We start from the raw sequence: 26,584 nt of genomic DNA on the forward strand, positions 1-26,584 counted from the left end.
CACCGCCGGCCGCCGCCGGGTCCGGTGCCGAGACGTATCGACGGATGCCCGTGTCCGGCCGTTCCGTTCGTCCAAGCGAGGGCGGGGGATCGGCCGAAACGTTCAGCGCCGGTTGCGGATCACGCGAAACCCGGCACGATGCACCCCGTGAACGAGATGACGCAGCTCAACCTGGACGGTCGGCGGTTCGCCATGGTGAGCTCGACCGCGAGCCGAGTGGACCCCGACGCGCCCACCCGGTTCCTCTACCGTGAGGCGGACGGCGTGATCTGGGGCAGCTATGACGGCGACACGGTCGTGCACGGCCGGTTCGTCGGAACCCGCCGCCACGACGAGATCGAGCTCAGCTACGTCCACGTGACCAAGGACGGCGGGAGTCCGGTGGCCGGGCGCAGCACGAGCCGTATCGAGCCGCTGCCGGACGGGCGGTTCCGGCTGGTCGAGGAGTTTCAGTTCGACGGGGACGACACGCCCCAGGTCAGCGTGTGCGAGGAACTCCCCGCCTAGGGTTCTCGCCGGGCGGGCTCGTGGGACAGGTCCTGCAGCCCGCCCAGGTCGGCGCGTCCGGCGTCCGCGCGGACGAATCGCATGCTGCCCAGCGGCATCGGGCCGGTCTCGGCGGCGGGTGACGGGGCGGGCAGCGGCCGTTCGTCCGAGGGCAGGATGTAGGGGCGGCGCAGCACTTCGTCGAGGATGAACACCGTCTCGGTCGCCTTGACCGCGGGGATGCTCGCCAGCCGATGGGTGACGAGATGGTGCACGGTGGCCACGTCGCGGACCCTGATCTGGATCATCGCGTCGTGCTGGCCGGTGGTGATCGCGCAGTACTCCACCTCGGGCATGAGCGCCAGCTGGCTCCGGAACTGGCGCCACATCTGCTGGCGGACGGTGACGAAGACCAGCGCGCAGACGCCCAGCCCGGCGCGGACCGGGTCGACCTGGGCGGTGAACCGGACGATCACACCGTTCGCGCGCAGCGCCTCGAACCGGGTGTAGGCGTTCGCGCGGGAGATGCCGACCCGCTGCGCGAGAGCGGAGATCGAGATCCTGCCGTCCTGTCGCAGGACGTCCAGTATCCGCAGGTTGATGGCGTCCAGGTCGGTGGGGATTCGTCCAGGCCGCCACTCTTCAGCCGACGGTCCGTCCGACGTTTCGTCCATTGAGGCAGGCTCCCGAAGCAGTTCATCTCGACTTTTGCGGCGGTCGTGGACAGCTTGGGCACAACACTGCACTATCACTACCTAATCGTCTAGATGTTCTGAATGTCGTATTTAACCCCTGACCGAAACCCTCGGAGGCTGTACATGCCGAGCCTGCGCTCCGCGCCCCGACGGGCGATCCTGCCCGTCCTCGTGGCGTCCGCGATCAGCCTGACCGCATGCTCCGGCGGCGGCTCCTCCTCGTCCTCCTCGGCGTCCGGCGGCAAGGCGCTGGTCATCGACACGTCCTTCAACCTGAAGACCGCCGACCCCGGCCGGATGTACGAGCAGACCGGCCTGCTGGTCGACCGGGCGCTCTACGACACGCTGCTGACCTTCACCGGATCCGACGTCAGCAAGCCGGTGCCCGCGCTGGCCGAGTCGTACCAGGAGTCCAAGGACGGCAAGACGCTGACGCTCAAGCTGCGGCAGGGGGCGACGTTCTCCGACGGCAGCCCGGTCACCGCCGACGACGTGGTGTTCTCCCTGAACCGGGTCCGCGACCTCAAGGGCAACCCGTCGTTCCTGCTGGACGGCGTGACCGTGAAGAAGGTCGACGACACGACCATCGAGCTGCACTCGGCGCAGCCGAACCCGGCGCTGCCGTTCATCCTGCCCAACCCGGCGCTCGGCATCGTCAACTCCAAGGTCGTCAAGGCCCACGGCGGCACCGAGAGCGCCGACGACAAGGCGGAGTCGTTCCTCAACGGCCAGTCGGCGGGCTCCGGCCCGTACGTCCTGGACTCGTTCAACGCCAGCACGCAGGTCGTGCTCAAGGCCAACGCCAAGTACTGGGGCACGACCAAGCCGGCGTACGGCAAGGTGGTGATCCGCAACGTCCAGGCGCCGACGCAGAAGCTGAACGTGCAGCGCGGCGACAGCCAGATCGCGCTGGACCTGTCGGCCGACCAGGCCCAGGGCATCGGCGGGGGTCTGCAGGTCGCCAAGGGCGCCTCGGCGAGCGTGTTCTTCCTGCTCGCCAACCACGGCAGCGCCGTCAGCAAGGTCACGTCCAACCCGAAGTTCGTCGAGGCCGTCCGCAAGGGCGTCGACTACCAGGGGCTGCTCCAGCTCGCCGGCGAGGGCTCGGTCCAGGCGGCCGGGATCGTCCCGTCGATGATCAACGGCGCGCTGCCCGCCGACCAGGCGACCAAGCGCGACGTGGCCGGCGCCAAGGCGGCGCTCGCCGCGAGCGGTGTCCCGAACCCGAAGGTCAAGCTGGAGTTCCCGAGCGACTACACGCTGAACGGGCTGTCCTTCCAGCCGCTCGCCGAGCGCATCCAGGCGAACCTGAAGGAGGTCGGCATCACCGTCGACCTGGCTCCCGCGCCGATCGCGACCGCGCTGCAGAACTACCGCGACGGCAAGGAGGAGATGGGCCTGTGGTGGTGGAGCCCGGACTACCCGGACGCCAGCGACTACCTCGCCTTCCTGCCCGGCAAGCTCATCGGCCTGCGCGCGGGTTGGAAGAAGGGCGACGACTCCGCGCTGGAAAGCGCCGGTGACAAGGCCGCGCGGACCATCGGCGACGCCCGCGCGCAGCAGTACCAGCAGATCCAGACGCAGCTGAACCAGAACGGTCCGATCGTTCCGCTGTTCCAGCCGAGCCAGCACGTGGTCAGCGCCGCCTCGGTGACCGGCGTGGCGCTGAACCCGGTGTGGACCATCGACCTCGCGACACTCGGCAGCAAGTGAAACACCAGCTGATCCGCTTCCTGGCCCGGCGGCTGGCGGTCTCCGTACTGCTGGCCGTCGGGGTCACGCTGGTCACCTTCACCCTCACCAACCTGGTGCCGGGTGACCCGGCCGCGGCCAACCTGGGGCAGCAGGCCCTCGGCAACCCGGCGATCGTGAAGCAGTTCCGCGAGCAGCACGGCCTGGACAAGCCACTGCCGGTCCAGTACGTCACGTACCTGCGGAATCTCGCCCATGGCGACCTCGGCGAGTCACAGCAGAGCCATCGCCCGGTCGACGCGGACCTGTCGGAGTTCGTGCCCGCGACGTTCGAGCTGGCCGGCGCGGCGCTGCTGCTGTCGCTCGTGGTCGGCGTCGCGTTGGGGGTGATCGCGGCGCTCCGCCGGGACCGGATCGTCGATCAGTTCCTGCGGGTGACGAGCCTCGCCGGGGTGTCGGTGCCGACGTTCTGGCTGGCCCTGCTCGCGTTCTACTTCGTCTTCTACCGGCTGCGGCTGGCCCCCGGCTCCGGCCGCATCGCCCCCACCATGACACCGCCGCCGCACGTCACCGGCCTGTACACGGTGGACGCGGCCCTGGCCGGCCAGTGGGACGTGTTCGCCAGCGCCGTCGGTCACCTGGCCCTGCCCGCGCTGGTGCTCGCCGCGTACACCATCGGGCTGCTGACCCGGTTCACCCGCTCGGCGGTGCTGGAGGTGCTCGGCCAGGACTACGTACGGGCGGCGCGCGCCAAGGGGCTGCCCGGCCACGTGGTGCTGTTGCGGTACGTGCTGCGCGCCGCGCTGGTCCCGATCATCACGGTGGCCGGCCTGGCCTTCGGCAGCCTGCTGTCCGGCACGGTGCTGGTGGAGTCGATCTTCGCCTGGCCCGGCGTCGGACAGTACGCGTACAAGAGCGCGACCAACCTCGACCTGCCCGCGGTCATGGGCGTCGGCCTCGTCGTCGGCGCGATCTACGTCGTGGTCAACCTCATCGTCGACGTGCTGTACGGCGTGATCGACCCGAGAGTGAGGAGCGCATGATCCGCCGCCTTCCGGAGGCGTGGCGCAGGCCCCTCGCCGTGACCGGCCTGGTCGTCACCATCGCATGGCTGATCGTCGTGGTCGCGGCGCCACTGCTCGCCCCGTACGACCCGCTCGCGCAGAAGTTCCCCCGGCTGAGCCCGCCCGGCGGCGCGCACTGGTTCGGCACCGACGACCTCGGCCGGGACGTCTTCAGCCGGGTGCTGTACGGCGCGCGGCTGTCGATCCCGCTGACCCTGCTGCTGGTGGCGCTGTCGGTGGTCATCGGCGGCCTGCTGGGCGCCTGCGCCGGCTACTTCGGCCGGTGGGTGGACGAGACGATCATGCGGGTGGCGGACCTGGTGTTCGCGTTCCCGACGGTGATCCTGGCGATGGCCGTGGCCGCGTCGCTGGGCGCGAGCCTGCGCAACGCGGTGCTGGCGGTCCTCGTCGTCTCCTGGCCGGCGTACGCGCGCGTCACCCGCGGTCTGGTGCTCGGCATCCGGTCCCGCGAGTTCGTGCTCAGCGGGCGGCTGCTCGGCTTCTCCGTGTGGCGCTCGCTCCGCACCGACGTGCTGCCCAACGTGACCGGCCCCGTCCTGGTGCTCGCCACGCTCGACATCGGCACCCAACTGCTGCTGCTGTCCGGCCTGTCGTTCCTCGGCCTCGGCGCCAAGCCGCCCACCGCGGAGTGGGGGGCGATGGTCGCGTCGGCCACACAGGTGTTCGACAAGTGGTGGGTCGGGGTCTTCCCGGGTCTGGCCATCCTCACGGTGGTGCTGGCGTTCAACTTCCTCGGCGACACCATGCGTGACGCGCTCGACCCGCGGACCGCCAGGGCGATCAAGGAGCGGGCGCTGTGACGATCCTGGCCATCGAAGAGCTCACCGTCGAACTGGGCGGCCGACGCCTCATCCGCGGCATCGACCTCGCCCTGGAGGCGGGGAAGGTGCACGGACTGGCGGGGGAGAGCGGCTCGGGCAAGACCATGACCGGCCTGGCCGTCCTCGGCCTGCTGCCGCACGGCGCGCGCACCGGCGGGACCATCTCGCTCGGCGACACCGACCTGCTGACGCTCAAACCGAAGGAGATGAACAAGCGGCGCGGCAGTGAGATCGGCATGGTCTTCCAGGACCCGTCGACCAGCCTGCACCCCATGCTCTCCGTCGGACGCCAGATCACCGACCCCATCCGCCATCACCTGGGACTGGACCGGCGGCAGGCACGGGAACGGGCCGCGGAACTCCTCGGCAAGGTCCGCATCCCCGACCCGGAGGGCGCGCTCGACCGGTACCCGCACCAGTTCTCCGGCGGAATGCGGCAGCGCGTCGCGATCGCCATCGCGCTCGCCTGCGATCCGCGCGTGCTGATCGCCGACGAGCCGACGACGGCCCTGGACGTCACCGTGCAGGCCGGCATCCTCCGGCTGCTGCGCGGCCTCTGCGACGACCTCGGCCTCGCGGTGCTGCTCATCACCCACGACCTCGGCGTCATGTCGTCGGTCGCCGACGTGATCAGCGTGATGCGGGACGGCCGCCTCGTCGAGACCGGGCCGCGTGCGCGGGTCATGCGCGAGCCGGCCGATCCGTACACCCGTGCCCTGCTGGACGCCCTGCCCGACCGGAGCACCCCATGACTCTTCTGTCCGTCGAGGACCTGGTCGTCGACCACCGCACCCCCGGCCGGCCGCCGGTCCGGGCCGTCGCCGGGGCGAGCCTCACCGTCGCCCCGGGAGAGGTCGTCGGCCTGGTCGGCGAGTCCGGCTGCGGAAAGTCGACGCTCGCCCGCGCGATCTGCGGGATCACCGCTCCCTCCGCCGGTTCGGTCGCCTTCGAGGGCCGCCCGGTACGCCCGCTCGGCCTGCGCCGCCGCGATCCGGAGCTGACCCGGATCCAGATGGTGTTCCAGGACCCGTACGCCTCGCTCAACCCGCGCCGCCGCGTGGGGAGGCAGATCGCCGACGGGATCCGCGACAAGGCGACACCGGGTGAGCTCCTGGAGCGGGTCGGTCTCGACGCGGACATGGCCGGCCGCTACCCGCATGAGTTCTCCGGCGGGCAGCGGCAGCGCATCGCCATCGCCCGCGCCCTCGCCGCGCGGCCGTCCCTGCTGATCGGCGACGAACCCATCTCGGCGCTGGACGCCTCCGCGCAGGCGCAGGTCGCGGGGCTGATGCGGTCCCTCGCCGTCGAATCCGGCGCCGGGCTGCTGTTCATCAGCCACGACCTGTCGGTGGTACGGCTCATCGCGGACCGGATCGCCGTGATGTACCTCGGCAAGATCGTGGAGACCGGCCGCACCGCCGAGGTGTGGGACGACCCGAAGCACCCCTACACCCGGGCGCTCCTGGCCGCGATTCCCGCGCCGGACGGCTCCGGCACGCTGCCCGCCGAGCTCCCCGGCGACGTGCCGAACCCCGCGGCGCCGCCCTCCGGCTGCCGGTTCCACCCGCGCTGCCCGAGCGCGATGGACGTCTGCTCCGTCCGGGAGCCGGTGCCCCTGGGCGGGGTGGCCTGCTGGCTCTACGACACGGCGGGCTCGGACACGGCGGGTTCGGACACGGCGGGTTCGGACACGGCGGGCTCGGGCACGGTGGGTTCGGGCACGGCGGGCTCGGGCACGGTGGGTTCGGATACCGCGGGTTCGGGCACGGCGGGCTCGGGCACCGCGGGCCCGGACACAGCGGGCTCGGGCACCGCAAGCCCGGACACCGCAGGCTCGGACACAGCCGGCTCGGCCGCCGAGTGAGCGGAGAACGCCTGGACCGGCTCCGTGCCCTGCTCACCGCGCACGGCGTCGACGCCCTCGTCCTGCGGCCGTCGTCGAACCTGCGATACCTCGCCGGGGCGACGCTCCACGGGTTCCTCGTCGTCACGCCGGACGGCCCGCCGGTCCACGTCGCCGACGCGTTCGGCGAGGCGGTCTCGCGCATCCCCGCCGGTGCGCGGGTGGCGGTCGATCCGCAGATGCCGGCCCACGAGCTGCTCGCCCTGCAGGAGGCGCTCGGCCCGGAGACGCCGATCGCCTCCGCCGCGCCCCTGCTCGCGCCGCTGCGGATGCGCAAGTCCGCCGCGGAGATCGAGCTGATGGAACGCGCCGCGATCGCAGCGGACCGGGCGCTGGTCGCGGCGCGCGACCTCACCTGGTCCGGTTCGACCGAGCGTGAGATGGCGCGGCGGCTGCGGATCCTGCTGCTCGAGAGCGGGCACGAGGAGACCATGTCCGTGGCCGTCGCGGCAGGGGAGAACTCGGCCGACCCCCACCACCGGCCGTCCGACCGAGTGATCAACCCCGGCGACGCCGTCCGGGTGAACCTCAGCGGCCGGTACGGCGGTCACTGCTCCGACACCACGCGGATGTTCGTGGTGGCCGAGCCGCCGGAGGACTTCGAGGCGATGTACTCCGTCGTGCTCGCCGCCCAGACCGCCGCCTGCGAGGCGGTGCGCCCCGGCGTCACGGCCGCCGAGATCGACGCGATCGCCCGCGCGGTCATCGCCGACAGCGGGTACGGCGCGTTCATCCTCCACCGGACCGGCCACGGCGTCGGCCTCGACGAGTATGAGCCGCCCTACCTCACGCCCGAGGACGGAACCGTCCTCGACGCGGGCATGACCATGTCGATCGGACCCGGCGTCTACCTGCCCGAACTGTACGGTGCGCGCATCGAGGACGTCGTCGTCTGCACCGACATCGGCGCCCGCCGGCTCAACCAGACCCCTCGCCTGCTCTCGGTGGTCGACCTCTAGGCGATCGATTCCAGGGGTCAGTGGTCGTAGCGATCCCGGACTCGCCGGACGGGTGGCGGGACCCCATAGGCTGAGCCACCGTCCGCACTGTCTAGGGGAGACATGACAAGTAGGTTCACGGAGTTGGTCGTCGACTGCCACGATCCGGAGCGCCTCGCGGCCTTCTGGTGCGCGGTCCTGGATTTCAAGGTGATCGACCGGAGCGAGGGCAAGGTCGAGATCGGCTCCTGGGAGCCGACCGTCGAGGAGGTCCGGGCCCGCCAGATGCCGCCCACCATGGTGTTCATCCGGGTGCCTGAGGGCAAGACCGTGAAGAACCGGCTCCACCTGGACGTCAGCCCGATCGACAGCAGTACCGACGACGAGGTCGCCAGGTTGCTTGGCCTTGGCGCCGCCACGGTGGACGTGGGCCAGGGCCCTGGCCGGAGCTGGGTGGTCATGGCCGACCCCGAGGGCAACGAGTTCGACGTCCTGCGCACTCTGGCACCACCCAACTAGATGATCACCCCCAAGGGGTGGTGGTCGTAGGCGGTCAATGAGCGCGGGACGGGCTGTCCGCGAGCAGATCCAGTAGCGTCTCGCGCTCGTCGGCCTTCGCTCCGGTCAGGGCGAAGGCGACGGGCAGTCCCTGGAGGTTGCACACCAGGTGCAGGCGCAGGCCCATCCATCGCGTCAGACGCCGAGCGTGCGGAGGCCGGCGGCGACGGCGGCCGCGACCACCAGGACGACGAGGAACGGGGCGCGTAGCAGCAGCGCGACGACCGCGGCGCCCATGCCGGCCAGGCGGGGACCGTCCAGCTCCAGGGTGCGGCCGTGCGCGAGTGTCTGCACGGCGACCAGCGCGGTCAGCAGCGCGACGGGTACGAGCGCGGTGAACCGCCGCACCCGCTCGTCGTCCAGCACACGTTGCGGGGCGACCAGCCCGGTGAGCTTGAGCGCGTAGCAGCCCAGCCCGGTCGCCACGACGGCGATCCAGACGGCCATGATCTTCCTCCTAGACTTCCGAGAGTTCCCGGCGCTCGCCGGCCTGTCGGGATGAGGGCGTGCGGCGTCGTACGATCCCGGCCAGCGCGGCGACGGCGGCGAGCATGACCGGCACGCCCGGGGGCAGCAGCGGCGTGGTCGCGACCGCGATCGCCATCGCGAGGAGCGCGACGACGCGCTCGGTGCTTCCGGAGGTCAGCCGTGGCCACAGCAGGGCGAGGAACGCCGCCGGCCCGACCACGTCGAGGCCGTACGTCTCCGGGTTGCCCAGCCGGGCCGCGCCCAGCGCGCCGAGCAGGGTGGCGAGGTTCCAGGTGGTGTAGATGCTGATGGCGGTGGCCCAGAACCCCGCGCGGGCCGACCGCGGGCCGGGCTGCGCGGTGGCCACGGCCGTCGTCTCGTCGATGACGACGTGGGCGGTCAGTAGTCGCCGCCATCCGCGCACGTCGAGCGTCCGCGCGAGCCGCAGGCCGTACAGGGCGTTCCGGCCGCCGAGCAGGACCGCGCCGAGGGCCCCCGCGATCAGGTTGCCGCCGCCGGCGACCACTCCGATCAGCGCGAACTGCGACGCTCCCGAGAACGCCACGAGGCTCAGAACGCAGGTCTGCGCCACCCCCAGCCCGGCCGCGACCGACGCGGCCCCGAACGCCAGCCCCGACAGGCCGACGGCCAGGCCGACCCCCAGCCCGTCGCGAACGGCGGAGCGTATGTCCGAATCCATACCCGCAGGCTAAGAAGCGTGCGGGACGGGCGTCTTGCACGAAATTGCGGCCGTCACGAGGGCGGCGGCCCTGTGCTCAGTGGTGTTGCTCTTGGCGGGCGAGGAGCCCGGAGGCGGTCAGTTGGACGGTCTGGCGGATCAGGTCGGTGAAGTCCGGGCGCATGGCGGCCAGGACGGGGGCCGAGGCGTAGGCGGCCTGCACGGCCTCGGAGGGGCGCTCGCAGGGCCAGACGGCGGTGGCCATGAACAGGGTCGCTCCCACCAGCCGGAAGGCGTCATCTTCGCCGAGTTCGGGGAGGTGCCGCAGGGCCAGCCGGGCCAATGCCCGCATGGACTGGAGGGCGGCGTGCTTGTGGTCGATGGCGACCTCGGTGGAGATGTTGTGCTCCAGCACCGCTGCCTGCGCGCTGAGCAGATCGCACAGTACCGGCCGCTGCGCCATCGACTCGGCCAGGATCTCGGCCAGCCGGTCTCCGCGCTCGCGCGGCGTGCCCTGGCCGGCCTGAAACGACCGCTCCAGCTCGGCGATCCAGTCCTTGAGCTCGGCGTCCAGCAGTTGGAGCAGAACCGCCTCGCGGGAGTCGAAGTAGCGCAGCACATTGGGCTTGGCCAGGCCGACGCGGCGGCTCAGTTCGTTCAGGCTGAGCTTCGCGACCGGCATCTCGGTCAGCATCGCGGCTGCGGTGTCCAGGATCTGCCGTCTCCTCTGGCTCCGTTGCTCGTCGTTGCGGGCACGTTTGAAGTCCACCGTCACATATTACATACCGGTGGTATTTTGAGAAGTTACCGGTGGTACGTTACTCTGCTGCGAGACAAGATACCGGTAGTACTTTGGAGGTGCGTCTTGTACCACGTTCCTGACCAGCAGGGAAAGCTCGCCGTAGTGACCGGCGCGAACAGCGGCACCGGCAAGGAAGCCGCGAAGGCTCTGGCTTCGGCGGGCGCCACGGTCATCCTCGCCGTGCGCACCCTCGCCAAGGGCGAGCAGGCGCGCCGCGAGATCCTCGCCGCGCACCCAGCGGCCGAGGTGGAGGTGCGCCGCGTCGACCTGGCCGACCTGTCCTCGGTCCAGGAGTTCGCCGACCAGATGATCAAGGACGGACGGCCGCTGGATCTGCTGCTGAACAACGCGGGCGTGATGATGCCGCCGGTGCGTCATGAGACCAAGGACGGCTTCGAACTGCAGATCGGCAGCAACTTCCTCGGCCCATTCGCTCTCACCGTACGACTGCTCCCCCTGCTGCTGCAGGCGCCGGCGCCGCGGGTGGCCACGATGAGCAGCGGCCAGGCGAACCGCGCCACCATCCGGTTCGACGATATGAACTGGACTAACGACTACAAACCCGTCCCTGCCTACGGTCAGTCGAAGCTCGCGGATCTTCTGATGAGCCAGCACCTGGCCGATCTGGCCACAAGAAAAGGGTGGCCGCTGCTCTCGACGGGCGCGCACCCGGGCAGCGCCCGCACCAACCTCGCATCGAACGGCCCGACAATGGGCGGTCGCCCGCCGCTGCTTCTGCAGGTCCTGGGACGCATAGTGCCGTCGCAGAGCGCGGCAGGCGGCGCGCAGCCGCTGCTGTACGCGGCGACCAGCCCCGACGCGACGCAGGCCGGCTACTACGGCCCCCGCTGGAGCATGGTCGGCCCTGCCGCGCCGGCGAAGCTGCCACGTTCCTCGGCCGACAAGGCGATCGCGGCCCGGCTGTGGACTCTGGCCGAAAAGCTCACCGGCGTATCGGTTCCCGCCCAGCTCTGACGCACCCGACCCTCCACGAGTGCCGGCCTTCAAAGCCGTCGAGCGCGTCCGCTGCCTGACCGAGCATTTCCGCGATCACGAAGGCGCCGACACCGAGCTGATGGACCGCGCCGCTTGGTGACGACAGGGGTGCCCTTGTACGCCTCCGCCGGCGGGAGGCCCGGCGTACAGGTCAGGTGGGGCGGCCGAGGAGGTAGGCACCGGGTGGGACGCCGACGATTCGCTTGAAATGCCGGGTCAGGTGCGCCTGATCGGTGAAGCCGAGGTCGGCGGCGACCTCGGCGGGCCGCCGGCCGGCGTCCAGGAGTGAGCGGGCCCGCTGAACCCGAAGGTTCGTCAGGTAGGCGTGCGGCGGCAGGCCGTACGCGGCGCGGAAGGCGCGGAGCAGGGCGAATCGCCCGGTGCCCACCATGGCGGCCAGGTCGTCGAGGGACGGCGGGTCGGGCAGCCGCTCGTGAAGGATCTCGCGGGCGGCGCGGACCGCGCGCGGGGGCGCGCCGTCGGGCATCGAGCGGGGCGGCCGGGCGGCGTGGCGGCGAAGGAGCCCGGCGAGGGCGCGGTGCAGCGTGGACGAAGACGCGAGGGCGTCACCGGCCTCGGCGCTGCGGTGAACGGCGCGGAGCAGCCGGGCCGCATCCGGGTCGTCCACCACGGTGTGGGGGAAGTAGGGCGTGCCGCCGGGGGCGCCCAGCTCGGCGGCGAGCTCCGCCACGACGTCCACGGTGGGGTACAGCACGCGGTAGCGCCAGCCCTCGGGGACGCCCGCGTGCCCGCCGTGCACGACCTCCGGATTCAGGAGCGCGACCTGGCCGGCGGCGGCCCGCAGGAGCGACCCGGCGTGCTCGAACTCCTCCACCCCGGACTCGATGAGCGCCACGGTGAAGGTCGCGTGGGCGTGTCTCGCGTAGCGGTGGGTGACGTAGCGGGCGCTCAGCAGGTCGACACCCGGCTCCGCAGGGTGCCGCCGATAGTGCGCCACCTCCCGGCTCATGGCTCCGATGCTACCGACCGCGGCGTCGAGGGCGGCAGGACGGCGGGCAGGCCGAAGACCGTGAACAGGCGCAGGTCGAAGAACATCGCGACGTGTGAGACGCCCTCGGGCGTGGGCGTGAGGACCTGCAGGGCGAACGCGTGGTGCGCCCCGTCGGCGGCGTGCATGTAGACCGCGAACGCGGGCTGGCCGTTGGCGCGCGTCTCCACCAGCCGCATGGCGCCGGGGGCGTCGGCCGGGCACTGCTCCTTGATCAGGTGGCCGATGTCCTCCCGGCCCTGGAACCAGGCGGTGAAGGGCGGCATCTCCCAGACGGCGTCGGCGGTGAGCAGCCGCTCGATGGCGGCGACGTCGTAGTCCTCGAAGGCCTGGACGTAACGGGCGAGGAGCTCGCGCTGCTCCGGCGAGGTCGGCTCGGCCGGGCCGTCCTGCGGGGGAGCGATCTCGTCGAGCCGGGCGCGGGCGCGCTGCAGGATGCTGTTGACCGCGGTGGTCGTCGTGTCGAGGGCCTCCGCCACCTCTGCGGCCCGCCACTTCAGCACGTCGCGCAGGATGAGGACCGCGCGATGCCGGGGCGGCAGATGCTGCAGGGCGGCGATCAGTGCGAGGCGGATGCTCTCCCGGGAGGCGACGATCGCCGCGGGGTCGGCGTGCTCGGCGCCGGCCATGGCGTCGGGAACGGGCTCCAGCCAGGGCACGTCGGACCGCTCGACGAGCGTGTCGTACGGGTCGGCGTTCGGGCTGCCGAGCCCGGTCGGGAGGGGCCGGCGGCCTCGGCTCTCCAGGGCGGTGAGGCAGGTGCGGGTGGCGATCCGGTGCAGCCACGTGCGCAGCGACGACCGGCCTTCGAAGGAGTCGTACGAGCGCCAGGCCCGGATGTAGGTCTCCTGGACCTGGTCCTCGGCGTCGTGCACGGAGCCGAGCATGCGGTAGCAGTGCGCCAGCAGCTCACGGCGGTACGGAGCCGCCTCGCGCAGGAAGTCTTCCTTGACGGCGCTGTCCGTGCTCATGGTGCCCCCTCATCGCGCCGGGCGACCGGCGGCCGTCCGCAGGTCCTTCCCCTTGTATACGGCACACCGCTGACAGAACGCCCGTGACCTGGAGCATGACTGGAGGTGAACGTTCCGCCGGGCGGCTCTCGTCTCATTGACCGAGACGAGGGTCCCGCACGGTGGCATGCGGGGAATCGCCGCGGTTACCCTGGGCACGTGGATCGTCGCTATTTCGCGTTTATGCAGCCGGCTTCGGGTGAGCCGGTCGACGTGACCTGAGCGACGACCCCCGAGCCGGCCAAGGCAGAGCCCCACAGGCTCTGCCTTTCGCGTTTTCCAACGTGAGTGGGCGGCTCGGGCTCCGGGCCCGCCCGGAGGGAGAGACCCATGGACCTGCACGATCCGGACCAGCCCGTGATGATCGCCGGCCCTGCCGCCGCGCCGGACGTCGCCGTGGTCAGCCTGCGCCGCCTGCACGGTCGCGTGGACGCGGCCGGCGAGCTGACGAGGGTGCGCCGCTCGTACCGGGGGCCGCTGCTGGTGGAGCCGTTCTCCGCGCGCGACCTCCCGGCCGTCGTGACGCACGCCGACGGCGTCATGGTCGGCGGAGCCTGGATGCAGGACTTCCAGCTCCTGCGAGCGGTGGCCCGTACCGGGCTCCCCGTCGTCGTACAGCGGGCCACGGCCGCCACGCTGGAGGAGTGGCTGTCGGCGGCCGAGTACTGCGTGGCCGAGGGCAACCGCGACGTCGTCCTCTGCGAGACCGGCACCCGTACGCACCTGCCGCACGCCACCATCGACCTGGAGCTGGTCCGGGAGGCCGGGCGCCGCCGCCCGGTGTTCGTGGACGTCTCCGCCGCCCCGTACCTCGCGGTCGCGGCGCTGTCGGTGGGCGCGCGCGGGCTGTTCCTCGGCGAGGACGCCGAGCCGGACCTGGTGGCCGAGGTGCGCGCGAAGGCGGCCCTGCTCGGGCCGCTCGTCCGCGACGACGAGCCGGAGACGATCCCCGAGGCGCGCGCGGCGATCGACCGGATCGACGCGGCGCTGGCGACACTGCTGGAGCGCCGCGCCGAACTCGCGGCGACCGTGCAGCGGCTCAAGCCGGTCGGCGGCTTCGCCGGCCGGGACCCGCGACGCGAACGCGAGATCGTCGAGGCCATGGCGCGACGCGCCCCGGGGCTCGGCGCCGACCGGCTCGCCCGGATCATGACGGCCGTCATCGAGGCCGGTCTCGAGGCGTCCGAGGAACGCGACCTCTCCCCGGCCTGAACGCTGATGGACCTCGGCCGGCGACCATGGCCGCGGTCGGATGCGTCGGCTGGTGACAACGGCCGGGAGTCGCAGGAGGACAGGACGGCGGTGAGGACGACCGCGTTCATGATGTCGCCCGCCCCGAGGAACAGGCCGACGCCGATCGCCCCGCCAATGGCGATCATCTCGACCTGCCGGTTGCCCAGGGAGTGGGCGTAACCGGCGTTCTCGTCCTCGGACGTCGTGTCCTGGTGATTCAGCATGTTCTTGCGAGGAACCCCGGGCCTGCAGGCCCGGGAGGAATCGTATCCCGACCTCTGCGGCGCGCAGCGCCGCAACAGCGTTCTGGAAGGCCGCCCGCTCCGCTCAGGAGGAGTGCTCCTGGTCGGTGCCTTGATGATCGGAAGCGGACGCGCTCGTACGAGGAGGCGAAGTGGGGACGGAGAGGGGGCGGAGGAGGTCGCCCCGCGGGTACGTGGGAGTGTCGCCAGGGAGTTCTTGGGTCCTCTGCGAATAGCGGGGGCTCAGTTCTTCAATTCGGTGACGTAAAGCGATGATATCGTCACGGCTCGTGAAGGTCGTGGTCCAGGTCAAGCTGGCACCGACGCCTGTGCAGGCGGCGGCGCTCAAGCACACCCTTCGCACGGTCAACGAGGCCGCGTGCTGGGTGTCTGGTGTGGCGTTCGAGCGCTAGCGGCAACTCGCGCTGCGGGCCAAGCTGCAGAAGAAGGGCACCAAGTCCGCCAAACGCCTGTTGAGGAAACACCGGCGTAAGGAGTCACGGCGGGCCAAGGACGTCAACCATTGTGTTTCCAAGACGATCGTGACCGAGGCTGAACGCACCGGGCACGGGATCTCCCTGGAAGAGTTGACGGGGATCCGTGAACGGGTACGGCTCCGCAAGCCCCAACGGGTCGCCCTGCACTCCTGGGCCTTCGCCCAGCTCGCAGACTTCATCGTCTACAAGGCACGCCGCGCCGGTGTGCCCGTCGTGTTCGTCGACCCCGCGTACTCCTCCAGGCAGTGCGCCGAGTGCGGGCATACCGACCGGCTCAACCGGATCTCTCAAGCCTTGTTCATCTGCCGGGGTTGCGGCGTCGTTGCGCACGCGGACCGGAACGCTTCCCGCGTCCTGGCCCGAAGAGGCCAGAACGCGTGGGATGCGGGGCGGAAGTCACACGTCCCGACCACCAGCCCACCAAGCTGACGGTCAAGACGCGGCAGACCACCTCACCGCCAGTGAGGCTCTAGCCGCAAGCTCGGTCCTTTGAGGACCGAGAAGCTGACTGCTGTCGACACACGAACTGTGGTTTGTCGCTCCCCCAAAACCGCGATACGGCCACCGACCCTACAAGCTCGCGGAGCGTGTTCGAGCCGCGACGCGAAGTCGGTCGATTCCCCGCCGGAAATGAGGTAGACCCTGGTAGGTGAGGCAACCGCCGCCGACCGGCCCGCCGGCCGCGTACGGGTGTACGTCGCTTGGAAGTGAAGGCGTCGCTGACCGAAAATAGGTATAAACCGGACATCCGGAGTGTCAGGCCCCGGTGATCCCGGTGGCACCGTTAGGCTCAGGGGACCCGGCTTCCGGCCGGCTCTCACCCCAGACGACGACTTCCGACGCGGCGCGTGCTCCGGGCACGTGGGGCGTCGCCATGCCTGAAGGAGGCGCATCGCGCATGAGTGACTCGTTCGTGCATCTGCATGTGCACACCGAGTACTCCATGCTCGACGGAGCGGCCCGTCTCAAGGAGATGTTCGCCGAGGTCGAGCGGCAGAAGATGCCGGCCGTCGCGATGACCGACCACGGCAACACCCACGGTGCGTACGACTTCTACAAACAGGCCACCGCCGCCGGGGTGACCCCCATCGTGGGCATCGAGGCCTACGTCGCCCCGGAATCCCGGTTCCACAAGCAGCCGGTGCGCTGGGGCGAGCCCAGCCAGAAGGGCGACGACGTCTCCGGTGGCGGCCACTACACCCACAAGACGATCTGGGCGCGCAACGCCGAGGGCCTGCACAACCTGTTCAAGCTGACGAGCCGCGCCTACACCGAGGGGTTCATCCGCAAGTGGGCCCGGATGGACTTCGAGCTGCTGGCCGAGCACTCGGCCGGCCTCATGGCCACCACCGGCTGCCCCTCCGGCGAGGTCCAGACCCGGCTGCGCCTCGGTCACTTCGACAAGGCCCTGGAGGCCGCCGCCAAGTACCAGGAGCTGTTCGGCAAGGACAACTACTTCCTGGAGGTCATGGACCACGGTCTCGACATCGAGCGCCGGGTCCGTGACGGACTGATCGAGATCAGCAAGAAGCTCGGCATCCCGCCCGTCGTCACCAACGACTCCCACTACACGCGCGAGTCCGAGGCGTCCGCCCACGACGCGCTGCTGTGCATCCAGACCGGCAAGCAGCTGTCCGACCCGGGCCGCTTCAAGTTCGACGGCTCCGGCTACTACCTCAAGTCCGCCGACGAGATGCGGGCGATCGACACCTCCGACATCTGGGCCGAGGGCTGCCGCAACACCCTCCTCGTCGCCGAGCGCGTCGACGCGTCCGGCATGTTCGAGTTCCACAACCTCATGCCGCGCTTCCCGGTGCCGGAGGGCGAGTCCGAGGAGTCGTGGTTCCGTAAAGAGGTCTGGCGGGGCATGGAGCGACGCTTCCCCGAAGGCGTCGACGAGGAGCACCGCAAGCAGGCCGAGTACGAGATGGACGTCATCTGCCAGATGGGGTTCCCGTCGTACTTCCTCGTCGTCGCCGACTTCATCATGTGGTCGAAGAACAACGGCATCGCGGTCGGCCCCGGCCGTGGCTCGGCGGCCGGGTCGCTCGTCGCGTACGCGATGGGCATCACCGACCTGGACCCGCTCCCGCACGGACTGATCTTCGAGCGGTTCCTCAACCCCGACCGCGTGTCCATGCCCGATATCGACGTCGACTTCGACGAGCGTGGGCGGGCCGACGCCATCCGCTACGTCACCGAGAAGTGGGGCGCCGACAAGGTCTCCATGATCGCCACCTTCGGCACCATTAAGGCGAAGGCTGCGATCAAGGACGCGGGCCGCGTCCTCGGCTTCCCGTACGCCCTCGGCGACCGCATCTCCAAGGCGTTCCCGCCCGCCGTCATGGGCAAGGACATCCCGCTGTCGGGGATCTTCGACGACAAGCACCCGCGGTACGGCGAGGCCGGCGAGCTGCGCAAGCTGTACGAGGAAGAGACCGACGTCAAGCAGATCATGGATCTGGCGCAGGGCCTCGAGGGCCTGATCCGCCAGACCGGCGTGCACGCCGCCGGTGTGATCATGTCGGCGGAGCCGCTGACCGACCACATCCCGATCATGCGCCGTGACTCCGACGGTGTGATCATCACGCAGTTCGACTACCCGACCTGCGAGACGCTCGGCCTGCTGAAGATGGACTTCCTGGGCCTGCGCAACCTGACGATCATGCAGGACGCGCTGAAGGCCATCAAGGCCAACAAGGGCGTCGAGCTCGACCTGCTGAAGCTGCCGCTGGACAACAAGAAGGCGTACGAGCTGCTGGCCCGCGGCGACACGCTCGGCATCTTCCAGCTGGACGGTGGCGGCATGCGCTCGCTGCTGCGGCTGATGCGCCCCGACAACTTCGAGGACATCTCCGCGGCCCTCGCGCTGTACCGCCCCGGCCCGATGGGCGCCAACTCCCACACCAACTACGCGCTGCGCAAGAACGGCCAGCAGCCGATCAGCCCGATCCACGAGGCGCTCGAGGACGACCTCAAGGACATCCTCGACACGACCTACGGCCTGATCGTCTATCAGGAGCAGGTCATGGCCATCGCGCAGAAGGTCGCGGGCTACAGCCTCGGACAGGCGGACCTGCTCCGCCGCGCGATGGGCAAGAAGAAGAAGTCGGAGCTGGACAAGCAGTACGCCACCTTCGAGTCCGGCATGAAGGAGCGGAAGTACCCGGCCGCGGCGATCAAGGCGCTGTGGGACATCCTGCTGCCCTTCTCCGACTACGCCTTCAACAAGGCGCACACCGCCGGGTACGGCCTCGTCTCGTACTGGACCGCCTACCTCAAGTCCAACTACCCCGCCGAGTACATGGCGGCGCTGCTCACCTCGGTCAAGGACGACAAGGACAAGAGCGCGCTCTACCTCAACGAGTGCCGCCGCATGGGCATCAAGGTGCTCACGCCCGACGTCAACGAGTCCGACTCCGACTTCACGCCGAAGGGCGACACCGAGATCCTGTTCGGCCTGTCCGCGATCCGCAACGTCGGCGAGAACGTCGTCGACGCGATCGTCAAGGCCCGCATCGAGAAGGACCGCTTCACCGACTTCCAGGACTTCCTGCGCAAGGTGCCGCCGCAGGTCTGCAACAAGCGGGTCGTCGAGTCCCTGGTCAAGGCGGGCGCGTTCGACAGCCTCAAGCACGAGCGCAAGAGCCTCGTCATGGTCCACGAGCAGGCCATCGACGCGATCATCGACATCAAGCGCAACGAGGCGATCGGCCAGGACTCCCTGTTCGGCGGGGGCGAGGACGTGGTGGACACGACGTTCGACATCGCCATCCCGGAGGGGGAGTGGGACAAGACCACCCTGCTCGCCTTCGAACGCGAGATGCTCGGCCTCTACGTCTCCGACCACCCGCTGCTCGGCATCGAGCACATCCTGTCCGCGAACGTCGACTGCTCGATCGCCGCTCTCACCGCCGACGAGCGGGCGGACGGCCAGATCGTCACCGTCGGTGGCCTGGTGTCGGGCCTGCAGCGGAAGGTCACCAAGAAGGGCGACTCCTGGGCGCTGACCGTCCTCGAGGACCTCGAGGGCGCGATCGAGCTGATGATCTTCCCGTCGGCGTACCAGCTGTGCTCGACGCTGCTGGCCGAGGACGCCATCCTCGTCGTCAAGGCACGCCTCGACAAGCGCGAGGACACCCCGAAGCTGATCGCCATGGAGGTCACCCAGCCGGACCTCACGGTGAGCGACTCCGGCCGGCCACTCACCGTCTCGATGCCGGTGACCCGGGTGACCCCGCCGGTCGTGCAGAGCCTGAAGGAGGTGCTGGGCGCCCACCCCGGGCAGACCGAGGTCCACCTGCAGTTGCAGAACGGCCCCCGGACCACCGTCGTCCGTCTCGACGACAGGCTCCGGGTCACGGCCTCCCCGGCGCTGATGGGCGACCTCAAACAGCTCCTCGGCCCCACCTGCCTGGTCTGATCGGCCGGCCCGCCCCCAGCGGCGGGCCCCGCGGCCTCGTCACGGCGGGGGCAGTGGCCCGGACGCAACAGGCCGTCCGGGCCCCACGCCGCGCGTCACAGCCGGGGCGAGACAGGCCGTCCGGGCCCCACGGCGCGTCACAGCGGAGGGACGCGGCGCGGACGGCGGAGGTCGTCCGGGTCGCGCGTGGCTCCGTCACAGCGGGGGGATGTGGTGGCCCGGGCGGAAGAGGTCGCCGGCGTCCCAGGTCTTCTTCGCCTGGGCCAGGCGCGCGTGGTTCTCCGGCGTGTACGCGGTCGCGGTCCGGTCCGGGTCGGCCAGGAAGTTCAGGAAGGACCCGCCGGTGGCGTACGGTCGCAGCCGGCCGGCCAAGCCGTCGACGGCCGCGTCGACGCGGGACCGCTCGGCAGGGTCGCCGTACCCGGTGCCGGCGGGCCCGTACGGCTCGCTCGCGAGCACCGAGAACGGCACGTCGCGGTGGCCGACCGGCCCGGCGTCCGGCGCGGGCCGCGCCATCGCGCCGCCCCAGTGCCGGACCTCGACCGCCGGTGCCGGCGTCCCGCCGAACACCGCGTCCGGCAGCGCTTCGAGCACCGCGCCGGGCAGGTCACGGAACAGGTCGATGTGCTGGCGGACCGCCATCGGAGGCGGCGGCGACCCGGAGATCGCCGTGCTCGCCTCCCCGAACGTCATCGCCCGGAAGCCGTCGGCCAGCGGCGGCCCCGCCGCCTCCAGCAGCGAGTCGAGTCGCGGCTCGGCCTCCTCGTACGTGCCCAGATGGAACACCCGGACGCCGACGACCGGCCGGCCGCGTACCGTGTCGGGGAGCCCCGGGGCGTCCGGCATCCGCATCAGCACCACGGCGGTGTTCAGCTCGTCGGGCTCATCGGCCGCCCACTCCCGGTAGCGGGCGAGCGTGTCGGCGGCACGCTCGGCGTCGTAGAGGGAGAGGCCCGCGAACACCCGGCCGACGCGGTGCAACCGGACCTCCAGCGCGGTGACCACGCCGAAGTTCCCGCCTCCGCCGCGCAGCGCCCAGAGCAGGTCGGCGTGGTGGTCGGCGTCCGCCGTGACGTGCTCGCCTTCGGCGGTGACCACGTCGGCCCGCACCAGGCCGTCGGCGGCGAAGCCGAATTTGCGGGACGGCCAGCCCGCCCCACCGCCGAGCGTGTACCCCGTCACGCCGACGAACGGGCTGCCCGACACCGGCACGAGACCGTACGGCGCGGCGGCGGCGATCACGTCCGACCAGCGCGCGCCGGGGCCGACCCGCGCGACGCTCCGGTACGGGTGGACCCGGACCTCCGCCATCCGTGACGTCTTGAGCAGGAGGCCGCCGTCGGCGGGCACGATCGTGCCGTGCCCGGTGGCCTGGACGGCGAACGGCAGGCCGTGCTCGCGTGCGGTGACGACCGCGGCCCGTACGTCGCCGGGACAGGTCGCCTCGGCGACGATCAGCGGGTGCGGGTCGACCCGGAGATTCCAGGCCGTCCGCGCCTCGTCGTACGCCGCGTCGCCGGGCAGGTGCACCGGTCCGGCGAAGGCCTCACGCAGCGTGCGCGCGATGCGTTCCGCGGTCGTCGCAGTCAACGTCATGTCGTTCGCTCCCCGGGAGTGTCGGCCGTCACCGGCGTGACGGCGGCCGTCATCGGTCGTCTCCGATGCTCGCCCCCCGGCCGCCCCGCCGTCGTCGGCCGGGGGACGGGAGTCGCGCTGCCCCACGCGGCGCAGCGACGGCCCACGTACTCCCGGGGGAGTAGCGCGCGGCTCCGCTTCCCGGAGGAGCCGCGGGGCGACGTCCGCGGTTTAAGCTGCCCGAATGGGGATCCAGCACCGGCTGCGTCCGCCGGCCTCCGACCTGATCGTCTCGACCGCCGTGGCGGCCGTCGCCCTGATCGGCGCCGCGATCGCGCCTCCCGGGCGTACCGGCCTGGACGCTCTCGGCTACCTGCTCCTGCTGGCCGGGTCGGCCGCGCTCGTCGTACGCCGCCGGCACCCGGTCGCCGTCCTCCTCATCACCACCGCGTGCGTTCTCGTCTACCTCGTCCGCGGATATCCGGGCATCGCCGCCGCCGAGCCGGTGATGGTGGCACTGTTCACCGCCGCCCGCGCCGGGCACCGGATCATCGCCCTGGTGCCCAAGGCCGCCCTCGTCGTCGTCATCATCACGGACCTGACCCTGCACCACGGAGAGCCGTTCCGGCAGGTGCTCCAGGACCGGTTCCTGCTCGCGGGCTGGCTGGTCGCCAGCGTGATGATGGGCGGGGCCTTCCGGCAGTGGGACGCCTACGTCCGCGAGGCACGGCAGCGGGCGGCGGAGGCCGAGCGCACCCAGGAGGAGATGGCGCTGCGCCGCGCCGGCGAGGAACGCCTGCGCATCGCCCGCGAGCTGCACGACTCGCTCACCCACAGCATCTCCATCGTGAAGGTCCAGGTCGGCGTGGCGATCCACCTCGCCCGCAAACGCGGCGAGGACGTCCCGGAGGCGCTCCTGGCCATCCAGGAGGCCAGTGGCGAGGCGATGCGCGAGTTGCGGGCGACGCTCGAGGTGCTGCGCGAGTCCGACGCCGAGACCAGCGGCAGCGGGCTGGACCGGCTGCCGCAGCTCCTGCGGCGGGCCTGCTCCGCCGGCCTGCAGGCCGACCTGACCATCGTGGGCCGGACCCGCGAACTGCCGCCCGCCGTCGACCGCGCGGCGTACCGCATCGTGCAGGAGGCGCTGACCAACGTCGCCCGGCACGCCGGCGCCGCGTCCGCGTCGGTGTGCCTCGACTACGGCGCGGACACGCTCACCGTCCAGATCGACGACGACGGCACGGCCCGGCCCGGGACGCCCCCGACGCCCGGCGTCGGCCTGACCGGCATGCGGGAACGGGTCACCGCCCTCGCCGGGCGGCTCAGCGCCGCACCCCGCCCGGAAGGCGGATTCACCGTACGCGCCGAGCTGCCTCTGAACGACCCGCCGGAACACCCGACGGACGGCACCGCTCCCGAGCGAACGCCCGCCGCCGCCCGCACCGAGGACGGGCGCGCGGCCGGGGACGGGCCCGAGCGCATCGTCGGGACCGTGACCGCCGGCGGGAGCAGCGCCGGCACCGCGGCCGGGACCGTCACCGGCTCCGGGACTGTGGCCGGGGAAGGTGCCGGGACCATGGTCGCGACCGGGGCCGGGAACAGCGCCGGCACCGAGGCCGGGTCCGCCGCCGCGACCAGCAACGCCGCGACCAGCACTGGTACTGCCGCCAGGAGCATTGCCGGCACCGGGACCGGGAGTGCGGCCGCGTCCAACACCGGGACTGCGGTCGGGAGAATCGCCGGGACCGGGGTCGGCCGGGAGATGCCGTGATCCGGGTGCTGCTCGCCGACGATCAGGCGCTCATCCGCGCGGGATTCCGCGCCCTTCTCCAGGCCGAGGACGACATCGAGGTCGTCGGCGAGGCGGCGAACGGCGAAGAGGCCGTCGCACTCGCCCTCCGGCACGGGCCCGACGTCGCCCTCGTCGATGTTCAGATGCCCGTGGTCGACGGCATCGAGGCGACCCGCCGGATCACCGCCGACGAGCGCCTGGCCGGCGTCCACGTCGTGATGCTGACCAACTACGGGCTCGACGAGTACGTCTTCGACGCGCTGCGCGCGGGCGCGTGCGGCTTCCTCGTCAAGGACACCGAACCGGCCGACCTGCTGCACGGCGTCCGCGTCGCCGCGCGCGGCGACGCGCTGCTCGCACCGGCCATCACCCGCAGGCTGATCAGGGAGTTCGTGTCCCGGCGCCCGCGGGTCTCCACGCCGGACGCGCTCGCCGCCCTCACCAACCGGGAGCGAGAGGTGACGGCGCTGGTCGCCCGCGGCCTGTCCAACGACGAGATCGCCGCGCACATGGTGATCAGCCCGACCACGGCGAAGACACATGTCAGCCGCGCCATGACCAAGCTGCGCACGCGTGACCGCGCCCAGCTCGTCGTCCTGGCCTACGAGTCCGGCCTCGTGACGGCCGGCGACGCCACCGTCCGCCCGTGGGACCCGGACGGCTGACGGAGTCAGGTCGCCGAGGCGCCGAACGTCCGGCGGTAGGTGGCCGGGGAGACGCCCACGGCGGAGTGCAGATGCTGGCGCAACGACGCGGCCGTGCCCAGGCCGGCGCGTGCGGCCACCTGGTCGATCGGCAGGTCGGTGGTCTCCAGCAGCCGCCGGGCCTCCTCGATCCGCTGCCGGACCAGCCACTGTGCCGGGCTGAGCCCCGTCTCCGCGCGGAACCGCCGGGTGAACGTCCGTACGCTCATGCCCGCCCGGCGGGCGAGTCGTGCCAGGTCGAGCGGCTCGTGCAGCCGCTCGAGCGCCCAGGCGCGGGTCTCCGCCGTCGAGGCTCCCGTGGGCTCCGGCAGCGGCCGTTCGATGAACTGCGACTGGCCGCCCTCCCGCCACGGCGGCATGACCGAGCGCCGGGCCGCGCGATTGGCGACGGCGCTGCCGTGGTCGCGGCGGATGACGTGCAGGCACAGGTCCACTCCGGCGCCCACCCCGGCCGAGGTCAGCACGTCGCCGTCGTCGACGAACAGGACGCCGGGGTCGAGCCGTACCGTCGGATACAGCGCGCGGAACCGCTCGGCGTGCAACCAGTGCGTCGTCGCCGGGCGGCCGTCCAGCAGGCCCGCGGCGGCCAGCACGAACGCGCCCGTGCAGATCGACATCACCCGCGTGCCCGGTCGCCGCCGGGCCAGCGCGTCGGCCACCGGTGACTCGAGGACGCCCTCCTCGAGGGCCGAGCCGCCGTGCACGCCCGCGATCACGATGGTGTCGGCGGTGGCGAGGATCTGCGGCCCGTGGTCGGGGACGGCCGCGAACCCGGCCGACGTGCGCACCGGCCCGCCGTCCGGGGTGCAGACGCGGACCCGGTAGAGAGGCCGTCCGGCGGTGTCGCGAGCCGCGCCGAAGATCTGCGCGGGCACGCCGAGGTCGAACGCGACCACGTCGTCGAGGGCGAGGACGACCACCTCGTGAGGCATGGCCCGATTCTTTCATATGTTGGCCTTCGGGCCACTCGCCGCCGGAGGCCGTGGCCGCGAGACTCCCTTGAGTGACCCAGACACTTCCCGACACTCCGGCCCGGACCGGCCCGCGTCTGCACCGTGCCTGGATCGTCGCCGCGGTGACCCTGGTGGCCCTCGTCGGGGCGGCCGGATTCCGCGCGACGCCCGGCGTCCTCATCGACCCGCTGCGCGCCGAGTTCGGCTGGCCGCGCGGCACGATCGCCTCGGCCGTCTCCGTCAACCTCCTCCTGTACGGCCTCACGTCGCCGTTCGCGGCTGCCCTGATGGACCGGTTCGGCATCCGCAAGGTCGTCTCCGGAGCGCTCGTGCTCGTGGCGGCGGGCAGCGGCCTGACCGTCTTCATGACGGCGTCCTGGCAGCTCATCGCGTGCTGGGGCGTGCTCATCGGCCTCGGCACGGGGTCGATGGCCATGGCGTTCGTCGCCACCGTGACCAGCCGGTGGTTCGTCAAGCGCCGGGGCATCGTCACCGGAGTGCTCACCGCGGGCGGCGCGGCCGGGCAGCTGGTGTTCCTGCCGGTCCTGGCCCACCTGACCCACATGTACGGCTGGCGGTCCGCGGCCCTCACGGTCTGCGTCACCGCGCTCGCCGTCGTCCCGCTCGTCGCGCTCCTCCTGCGCGACCACCCGTCCGACGTCGGGCTCCCGCCGTACGGCGCGGCCGAGCCGGTGCCGAAGCCGCACAACGAAGGCGCCGCGCGCCGGGCGCTCGGCTCCCTCGCGACCGCCGTCCGGACCCCGGTCTTCTGGCTGCTCGCGGGCGGTTTCGCGATCTGCGGCGCCTCCACCAACGGCCTCGTCGGCACGCACTTCATCCCGGCCGCCCATGACCATGGGATGCCGGAGACCACGGCGGCGAGCCTGCTGGCCCTCGTCGGCATCTTCGATGTGGCCGGCACGGTCTTCTCCGGCTGGCTCACCGACCGGGTCGACTCCCGGGTGCTGCTCGGCGTCTACTACTTCCTGCGCGGCGGCTCGCTGCTGGTCCTGCCGAGTCTGTTCGCCCGGACCGCGCACCCGAGCATGCTGGTGTTCGTCATCTTCTACGGCCTCGACTGGGTGGCGACGGTGCCGCCCACGGTCGCCCTGTGCCGGGAGCATTTCGGGCTGACCGGCCCGATCGTTTTCGGCTGGGTCTTCGCCTCCCATCAGATCGGCGCGGCCGCCGCCGCCGTCACGGCGGGCATCATCCGCGACCACCTGGGCGACTACGCGGCAGCCTGGTACGGCGCGGGTGTCCTCTGCCTGCTCGCCGCTCTCCTGTCGATCCGGATCAAGAGGCGCGTTATGACTGGTTAAAACGCTTTGCTTGGTGTTTACCGAAGCGTCGTGCGGGCCGCCTACAGTTCCGGGCGTGCCCGAGACACTGGCCGAGGAACTGCTGCTTCTCGCCTATGACCTGCGCGGCAAGTGCCGCATCGGCCCCGTCGAGCTCGACTGCGGGGTCGGCGGCGCGATGCTGTCGGACCTCCGGCTCGCCGGCCGGCTGCGGCTGAACGGCGCGGCGCTGGCCGTCGCCGACCCCGAACCCGTCGGCGACCCGGTCCTCGACGGCCTGCTCACCGACATCGCGTCCTCGCCGCGCAACCGTACGCCCCAGGAATGGGTGACGCGCCTGCGCGCGACGGACCACCAGCGGCGCCTGCTGGCACGCCTGGCGGACCGCGGTCAGGTCGAGGTCGACCGTCACCGTACGCTCGGCGTGTTCGTCGAGACCCGCTATCCCGTGCGGGACATCGTGGGGCTGTGGGAGGCGCAGCAGCGGGTGGTCGCCACCGTCACGACGGGCGCGGCGCCCGCCGACGCCCGTACGCTCGCCCTCGGCGCGCTCGTGGCGGCCTCGGGACTGGGCAAGGCGGTCTTCGCGACCTCCGGGAACTGGCGGATCCTCCGCGACCGGATGCGCGAGATGGCGGCCGGCGACTGGGTCGCCACCGCCGTGCGCGGGGCCCTCGCGGTCGAGCACCGGAGCGTGTCCGCCTGACCGGTGCTCGCCGCCG

The 26,584-nt window shown here is 71.6% G+C and carries 24 protein-coding genes and 3 pseudogenes; 18 read left to right on the top strand and 9 right to left on the bottom strand.

What is annotated here, in order from left to right:
- Nucleotides 1-156: 156 nt before the first annotated feature.
- Nucleotides 157-507 (top strand): hypothetical protein, encoded by a 351-nt coding sequence (locus tag ACQP2O_RS16260; protein WP_433191042.1) that lies wholly within the window; start codon nt 157-159, stop codon nt 505-507.
- Here ACQP2O_RS16260 and ACQP2O_RS16265 read toward each other — a convergent pair.
- Complete coding sequence (locus ACQP2O_RS16265; RefSeq protein WP_433185132.1) at nt 504-1,160, bottom strand: Lrp/AsnC family transcriptional regulator; 657 nt, start codon at nt 1,158-1,160, stop codon at nt 504-506. The genes ACQP2O_RS16260 and ACQP2O_RS16265 overlap by 4 nt on opposite strands.
- 144 nt (nt 1,161-1,304) lie before the next feature.
- Between ACQP2O_RS16265 and ACQP2O_RS16270 the strand changes: the two genes are divergently transcribed.
- The 7 genes from ACQP2O_RS16270 to ACQP2O_RS16300 all read left to right on the top strand — a co-directional run bounded on the left by ACQP2O_RS16270 (nt 1,305) and on the right by ACQP2O_RS16300 (nt 8,139).
- Nucleotides 1,305-2,894: an ABC transporter substrate-binding protein gene (locus ACQP2O_RS16270; RefSeq protein ID WP_433185134.1), complete on the top strand. Its 1,590-nt coding sequence runs from the start codon at nt 1,305-1,307 to the stop codon at nt 2,892-2,894.
- Nucleotides 2,891-3,916 (top strand): ABC transporter permease, encoded by a 1,026-nt coding sequence (locus ACQP2O_RS16275; RefSeq protein ID WP_433185137.1) that lies wholly within the window; start codon nt 2,891-2,893, stop codon nt 3,914-3,916. Before ACQP2O_RS16270 ends, ACQP2O_RS16275 begins: the two co-directional genes overlap by 4 nt.
- Nucleotides 3,913-4,758, top strand: a complete 846-nt coding sequence (locus tag ACQP2O_RS16280; protein ID WP_433185140.1) for an ABC transporter permease — start codon at nt 3,913-3,915, stop codon at nt 4,756-4,758. Before ACQP2O_RS16275 ends, ACQP2O_RS16280 begins: the two co-directional genes overlap by 4 nt.
- Nucleotides 4,755-5,531 carry an ABC transporter ATP-binding protein gene (locus ACQP2O_RS16285; protein WP_433185143.1) on the top strand — a complete coding sequence of 259 codons (777 nt, stop codon included), beginning with the start codon at nt 4,755-4,757 and terminating at the stop codon, nt 5,529-5,531. Before ACQP2O_RS16280 ends, ACQP2O_RS16285 begins: the two co-directional genes overlap by 4 nt.
- Nucleotides 5,528-6,643: an oligopeptide/dipeptide ABC transporter ATP-binding protein gene (locus ACQP2O_RS16290; protein WP_433185145.1), complete on the top strand. Its 1,116-nt coding sequence runs from the start codon at nt 5,528-5,530 to the stop codon at nt 6,641-6,643. The genes ACQP2O_RS16285 and ACQP2O_RS16290 overlap by 4 nt, the downstream gene beginning before the upstream one ends.
- Nucleotides 6,640-7,641: a M24 family metallopeptidase gene (locus ACQP2O_RS16295; protein ID WP_433185148.1), complete on the top strand. Its 1,002-nt coding sequence runs from the start codon at nt 6,640-6,642 to the stop codon at nt 7,639-7,641. Before ACQP2O_RS16290 ends, ACQP2O_RS16295 begins: the two co-directional genes overlap by 4 nt.
- A 102-nt stretch (nt 7,642-7,743) precedes the next feature.
- On the top strand, nt 7,744-8,139 hold the full coding sequence (locus ACQP2O_RS16300; protein WP_433185150.1) for a VOC family protein: 396 nt from the start codon (nt 7,744-7,746) through the stop codon (nt 8,137-8,139).
- 49 nt (nt 8,140-8,188) lie between these two features.
- Here the strand turns inward: ACQP2O_RS16300 and ACQP2O_RS16305 are convergent.
- The 4 genes and pseudogenes from ACQP2O_RS16305 to ACQP2O_RS16320 all read right to left on the bottom strand — a co-directional run.
- Nucleotides 8,189-8,302: pseudogene (locus ACQP2O_RS16305) on the bottom strand (IS982 family transposase); the annotation flags it as partial.
- A gap of 11 nt (nt 8,303-8,313) precedes the next feature.
- Nucleotides 8,314-8,625, bottom strand: coding sequence for an AzlD domain-containing protein (locus ACQP2O_RS16310; protein WP_433185153.1), 312 nt, complete (start codon nt 8,623-8,625; stop codon nt 8,314-8,316).
- Nucleotides 8,626-8,635: 10 nt separating this feature from the next.
- Nucleotides 8,636-9,346 carry an AzlC family ABC transporter permease gene (locus ACQP2O_RS16315; protein WP_433185156.1) on the bottom strand — a complete coding sequence of 237 codons (711 nt, stop codon included), beginning with the start codon at nt 9,344-9,346 and terminating at the stop codon, nt 8,636-8,638.
- Between the two features lie 76 nt (nt 9,347-9,422).
- Nucleotides 9,423-10,094 carry a TetR family transcriptional regulator gene (locus ACQP2O_RS16320; RefSeq protein WP_433185158.1) on the bottom strand — a complete coding sequence of 224 codons (672 nt, stop codon included), beginning with the start codon at nt 10,092-10,094 and terminating at the stop codon, nt 9,423-9,425.
- 96 nt (nt 10,095-10,190) lie between these two features.
- Here ACQP2O_RS16320 and ACQP2O_RS16325 point away from each other — a divergent pair, with 96 nt between their 5' ends.
- Nucleotides 10,191-11,102, top strand: coding sequence for an SDR family oxidoreductase (locus tag ACQP2O_RS16325; RefSeq protein WP_433185161.1), 912 nt, complete (start codon nt 10,191-10,193; stop codon nt 11,100-11,102).
- A 172-nt stretch (nt 11,103-11,274) separates the two neighbouring features.
- On the opposite strand, the gene ACQP2O_RS16330 is transcribed toward ACQP2O_RS16325, so the two are convergent.
- Together ACQP2O_RS16330 and ACQP2O_RS16335 are read right to left on the bottom strand one after the other, a co-directional pair.
- Nucleotides 11,275-12,093: an AraC family ligand binding domain-containing protein gene (locus ACQP2O_RS16330; protein ID WP_433185164.1), complete on the bottom strand. Its 819-nt coding sequence runs from the start codon at nt 12,091-12,093 to the stop codon at nt 11,275-11,277.
- Nucleotides 12,090-13,103, bottom strand: a complete 1,014-nt coding sequence (locus ACQP2O_RS16335) for a sigma-70 family RNA polymerase sigma factor (protein WP_433185167.1) — start codon at nt 13,101-13,103, stop codon at nt 12,090-12,092. Before ACQP2O_RS16335 ends, ACQP2O_RS16330 begins: the two co-directional genes overlap by 4 nt.
- Before the next feature lie 399 nt (nt 13,104-13,502).
- Here ACQP2O_RS16335 and ACQP2O_RS16340 point away from each other — a divergent pair.
- From ACQP2O_RS16340 to dnaE, 5 genes and pseudogenes are all read left to right on the top strand, one after another.
- Nucleotides 13,503-13,931 (top strand): annotated as a pseudogene (locus ACQP2O_RS16340) (hypothetical protein); the annotation flags it as partial.
- A 117-nt stretch (nt 13,932-14,048) separates the two neighbouring features.
- Nucleotides 14,049-14,354, top strand: a complete 306-nt coding sequence (locus ACQP2O_RS16345) for a chorismate mutase (protein ID WP_433191044.1) — start codon at nt 14,049-14,051, stop codon at nt 14,352-14,354.
- A gap of 553 nt (nt 14,355-14,907) precedes the next feature.
- Complete coding sequence (locus ACQP2O_RS16350) at nt 14,908-15,030, top strand: hypothetical protein (protein WP_433185169.1); 123 nt, start codon at nt 14,908-14,910, stop codon at nt 15,028-15,030.
- A pseudogene (locus ACQP2O_RS16355) lies at nt 15,031-15,543 on the top strand (RNA-guided endonuclease InsQ/TnpB family protein); the annotation flags it as partial. It lies immediately after the preceding gene.
- 469 nt (nt 15,544-16,012) lie between these two features.
- Nucleotides 16,013-19,537 carry a DNA polymerase III subunit alpha gene (gene dnaE, locus ACQP2O_RS16360; RefSeq protein ID WP_433185172.1) on the top strand — a complete coding sequence of 1,175 codons (3,525 nt, stop codon included), beginning with the start codon at nt 16,013-16,015 and terminating at the stop codon, nt 19,535-19,537.
- A gap of 195 nt (nt 19,538-19,732) precedes the next feature.
- Here dnaE and ACQP2O_RS16365 read toward each other — a convergent pair whose 3' ends face one another.
- Complete coding sequence (locus ACQP2O_RS16365; RefSeq protein ID WP_433185174.1) at nt 19,733-21,133, bottom strand: FAD-binding oxidoreductase; 1,401 nt, start codon at nt 21,131-21,133, stop codon at nt 19,733-19,735.
- 223 nt (nt 21,134-21,356) lie between these two features.
- Here ACQP2O_RS16365 and ACQP2O_RS16370 point away from each other — a divergent pair, with 223 nt between their 5' ends.
- Together ACQP2O_RS16370 and ACQP2O_RS16375 are read left to right on the top strand one after the other, a co-directional pair.
- Nucleotides 21,357-22,883, top strand: coding sequence for a sensor histidine kinase (locus tag ACQP2O_RS16370; protein ID WP_433185177.1), 1,527 nt, complete (start codon nt 21,357-21,359; stop codon nt 22,881-22,883).
- Nucleotides 22,880-23,569, top strand: a complete 690-nt coding sequence (locus tag ACQP2O_RS16375) for a response regulator (protein WP_433185180.1) — start codon at nt 22,880-22,882, stop codon at nt 23,567-23,569. The genes ACQP2O_RS16370 and ACQP2O_RS16375 overlap by 4 nt, the downstream gene beginning before the upstream one ends.
- Before the next feature lie 5 nt (nt 23,570-23,574).
- On the opposite strand, the gene ACQP2O_RS16380 is transcribed toward ACQP2O_RS16375, so the two are convergent.
- Entirely contained in the window at nt 23,575-24,540 is a 966-nt protein-coding gene (locus ACQP2O_RS16380; protein ID WP_433185183.1) for a GlxA family transcriptional regulator, read from the bottom strand.
- Nucleotides 24,541-24,611: 71 nt separating this feature from the next.
- Here ACQP2O_RS16380 and ACQP2O_RS16385 point away from each other — a divergent pair, with 71 nt between their 5' ends.
- Nucleotides 24,612-25,883 carry an MFS transporter gene (locus tag ACQP2O_RS16385; protein WP_433185186.1) on the top strand — a complete coding sequence of 424 codons (1,272 nt, stop codon included), beginning with the start codon at nt 24,612-24,614 and terminating at the stop codon, nt 25,881-25,883.
- A gap of 55 nt (nt 25,884-25,938) precedes the next feature.
- On the top strand, nt 25,939-26,568 hold the full coding sequence (locus ACQP2O_RS16390; protein ID WP_433185189.1) for a GOLPH3/VPS74 family protein: 630 nt from the start codon (nt 25,939-25,941) through the stop codon (nt 26,566-26,568).
- Nucleotides 26,569-26,584: the final 16 nt, after the last annotated feature.

The organism is Actinoallomurus sp. CA-150999, assembly GCF_050942425.1.
GTDB lineage: Bacteria > Actinomycetota > Actinomycetes > Streptosporangiales > Streptosporangiaceae > Actinoallomurus.

What these genes read in the sequence shown, in the direction of transcription:
- ACQP2O_RS16260 (WP_433191042.1), top strand. Translation starts at nt 157, where the DNA reads ATGACGCAGCTCAACCTGGACGGTCGGCGGTTCGCCATGGTGAGCTCG.
- ACQP2O_RS16265 (WP_433185132.1), bottom strand. Translation starts at nt 1,160, where the DNA reads ATGGACGAAACGTCGGACGGACCGTCGGCTGAAGAGTGGCGGCCTGGA.
- ACQP2O_RS16270 (WP_433185134.1), top strand. Translation starts at nt 1,305, where the DNA reads ATGCCGAGCCTGCGCTCCGCGCCCCGACGGGCGATCCTGCCCGTCCTC.
- ACQP2O_RS16280 (WP_433185140.1), top strand. Translation starts at nt 3,913, where the DNA reads ATGATCCGCCGCCTTCCGGAGGCGTGGCGCAGGCCCCTCGCCGTGACC.
- ACQP2O_RS16290 (WP_433185145.1), top strand. Translation starts at nt 5,528, where the DNA reads ATGACTCTTCTGTCCGTCGAGGACCTGGTCGTCGACCACCGCACCCCC.
- ACQP2O_RS16300 (WP_433185150.1), top strand. Translation starts at nt 7,744, where the DNA reads ATGACAAGTAGGTTCACGGAGTTGGTCGTCGACTGCCACGATCCGGAG.
- ACQP2O_RS16310 (WP_433185153.1), bottom strand. Translation starts at nt 8,625, where the DNA reads ATGGCCGTCTGGATCGCCGTCGTGGCGACCGGGCTGGGCTGCTACGCG.
- ACQP2O_RS16315 (WP_433185156.1), bottom strand. Translation starts at nt 9,346, where the DNA reads ATGGATTCGGACATACGCTCCGCCGTTCGCGACGGGCTGGGGGTCGGC.
- ACQP2O_RS16330 (WP_433185164.1), bottom strand. Translation starts at nt 12,093, where the DNA reads ATGAGCCGGGAGGTGGCGCACTATCGGCGGCACCCTGCGGAGCCGGGT.
- ACQP2O_RS16335 (WP_433185167.1), bottom strand. Translation starts at nt 13,103, where the DNA reads ATGAGCACGGACAGCGCCGTCAAGGAAGACTTCCTGCGCGAGGCGGCT.
- dnaE (WP_433185172.1), top strand. Translation starts at nt 16,013, where the DNA reads ATGAGTGACTCGTTCGTGCATCTGCATGTGCACACCGAGTACTCCATG.
- ACQP2O_RS16365 (WP_433185174.1), bottom strand. Translation starts at nt 21,133, where the DNA reads ATGACGTTGACTGCGACGACCGCGGAACGCATCGCGCGCACGCTGCGT.
- ACQP2O_RS16370 (WP_433185177.1), top strand. Translation starts at nt 21,357, where the DNA reads ATGGGGATCCAGCACCGGCTGCGTCCGCCGGCCTCCGACCTGATCGTC.
- ACQP2O_RS16380 (WP_433185183.1), bottom strand. Translation starts at nt 24,540, where the DNA reads ATGCCTCACGAGGTGGTCGTCCTCGCCCTCGACGACGTGGTCGCGTTC.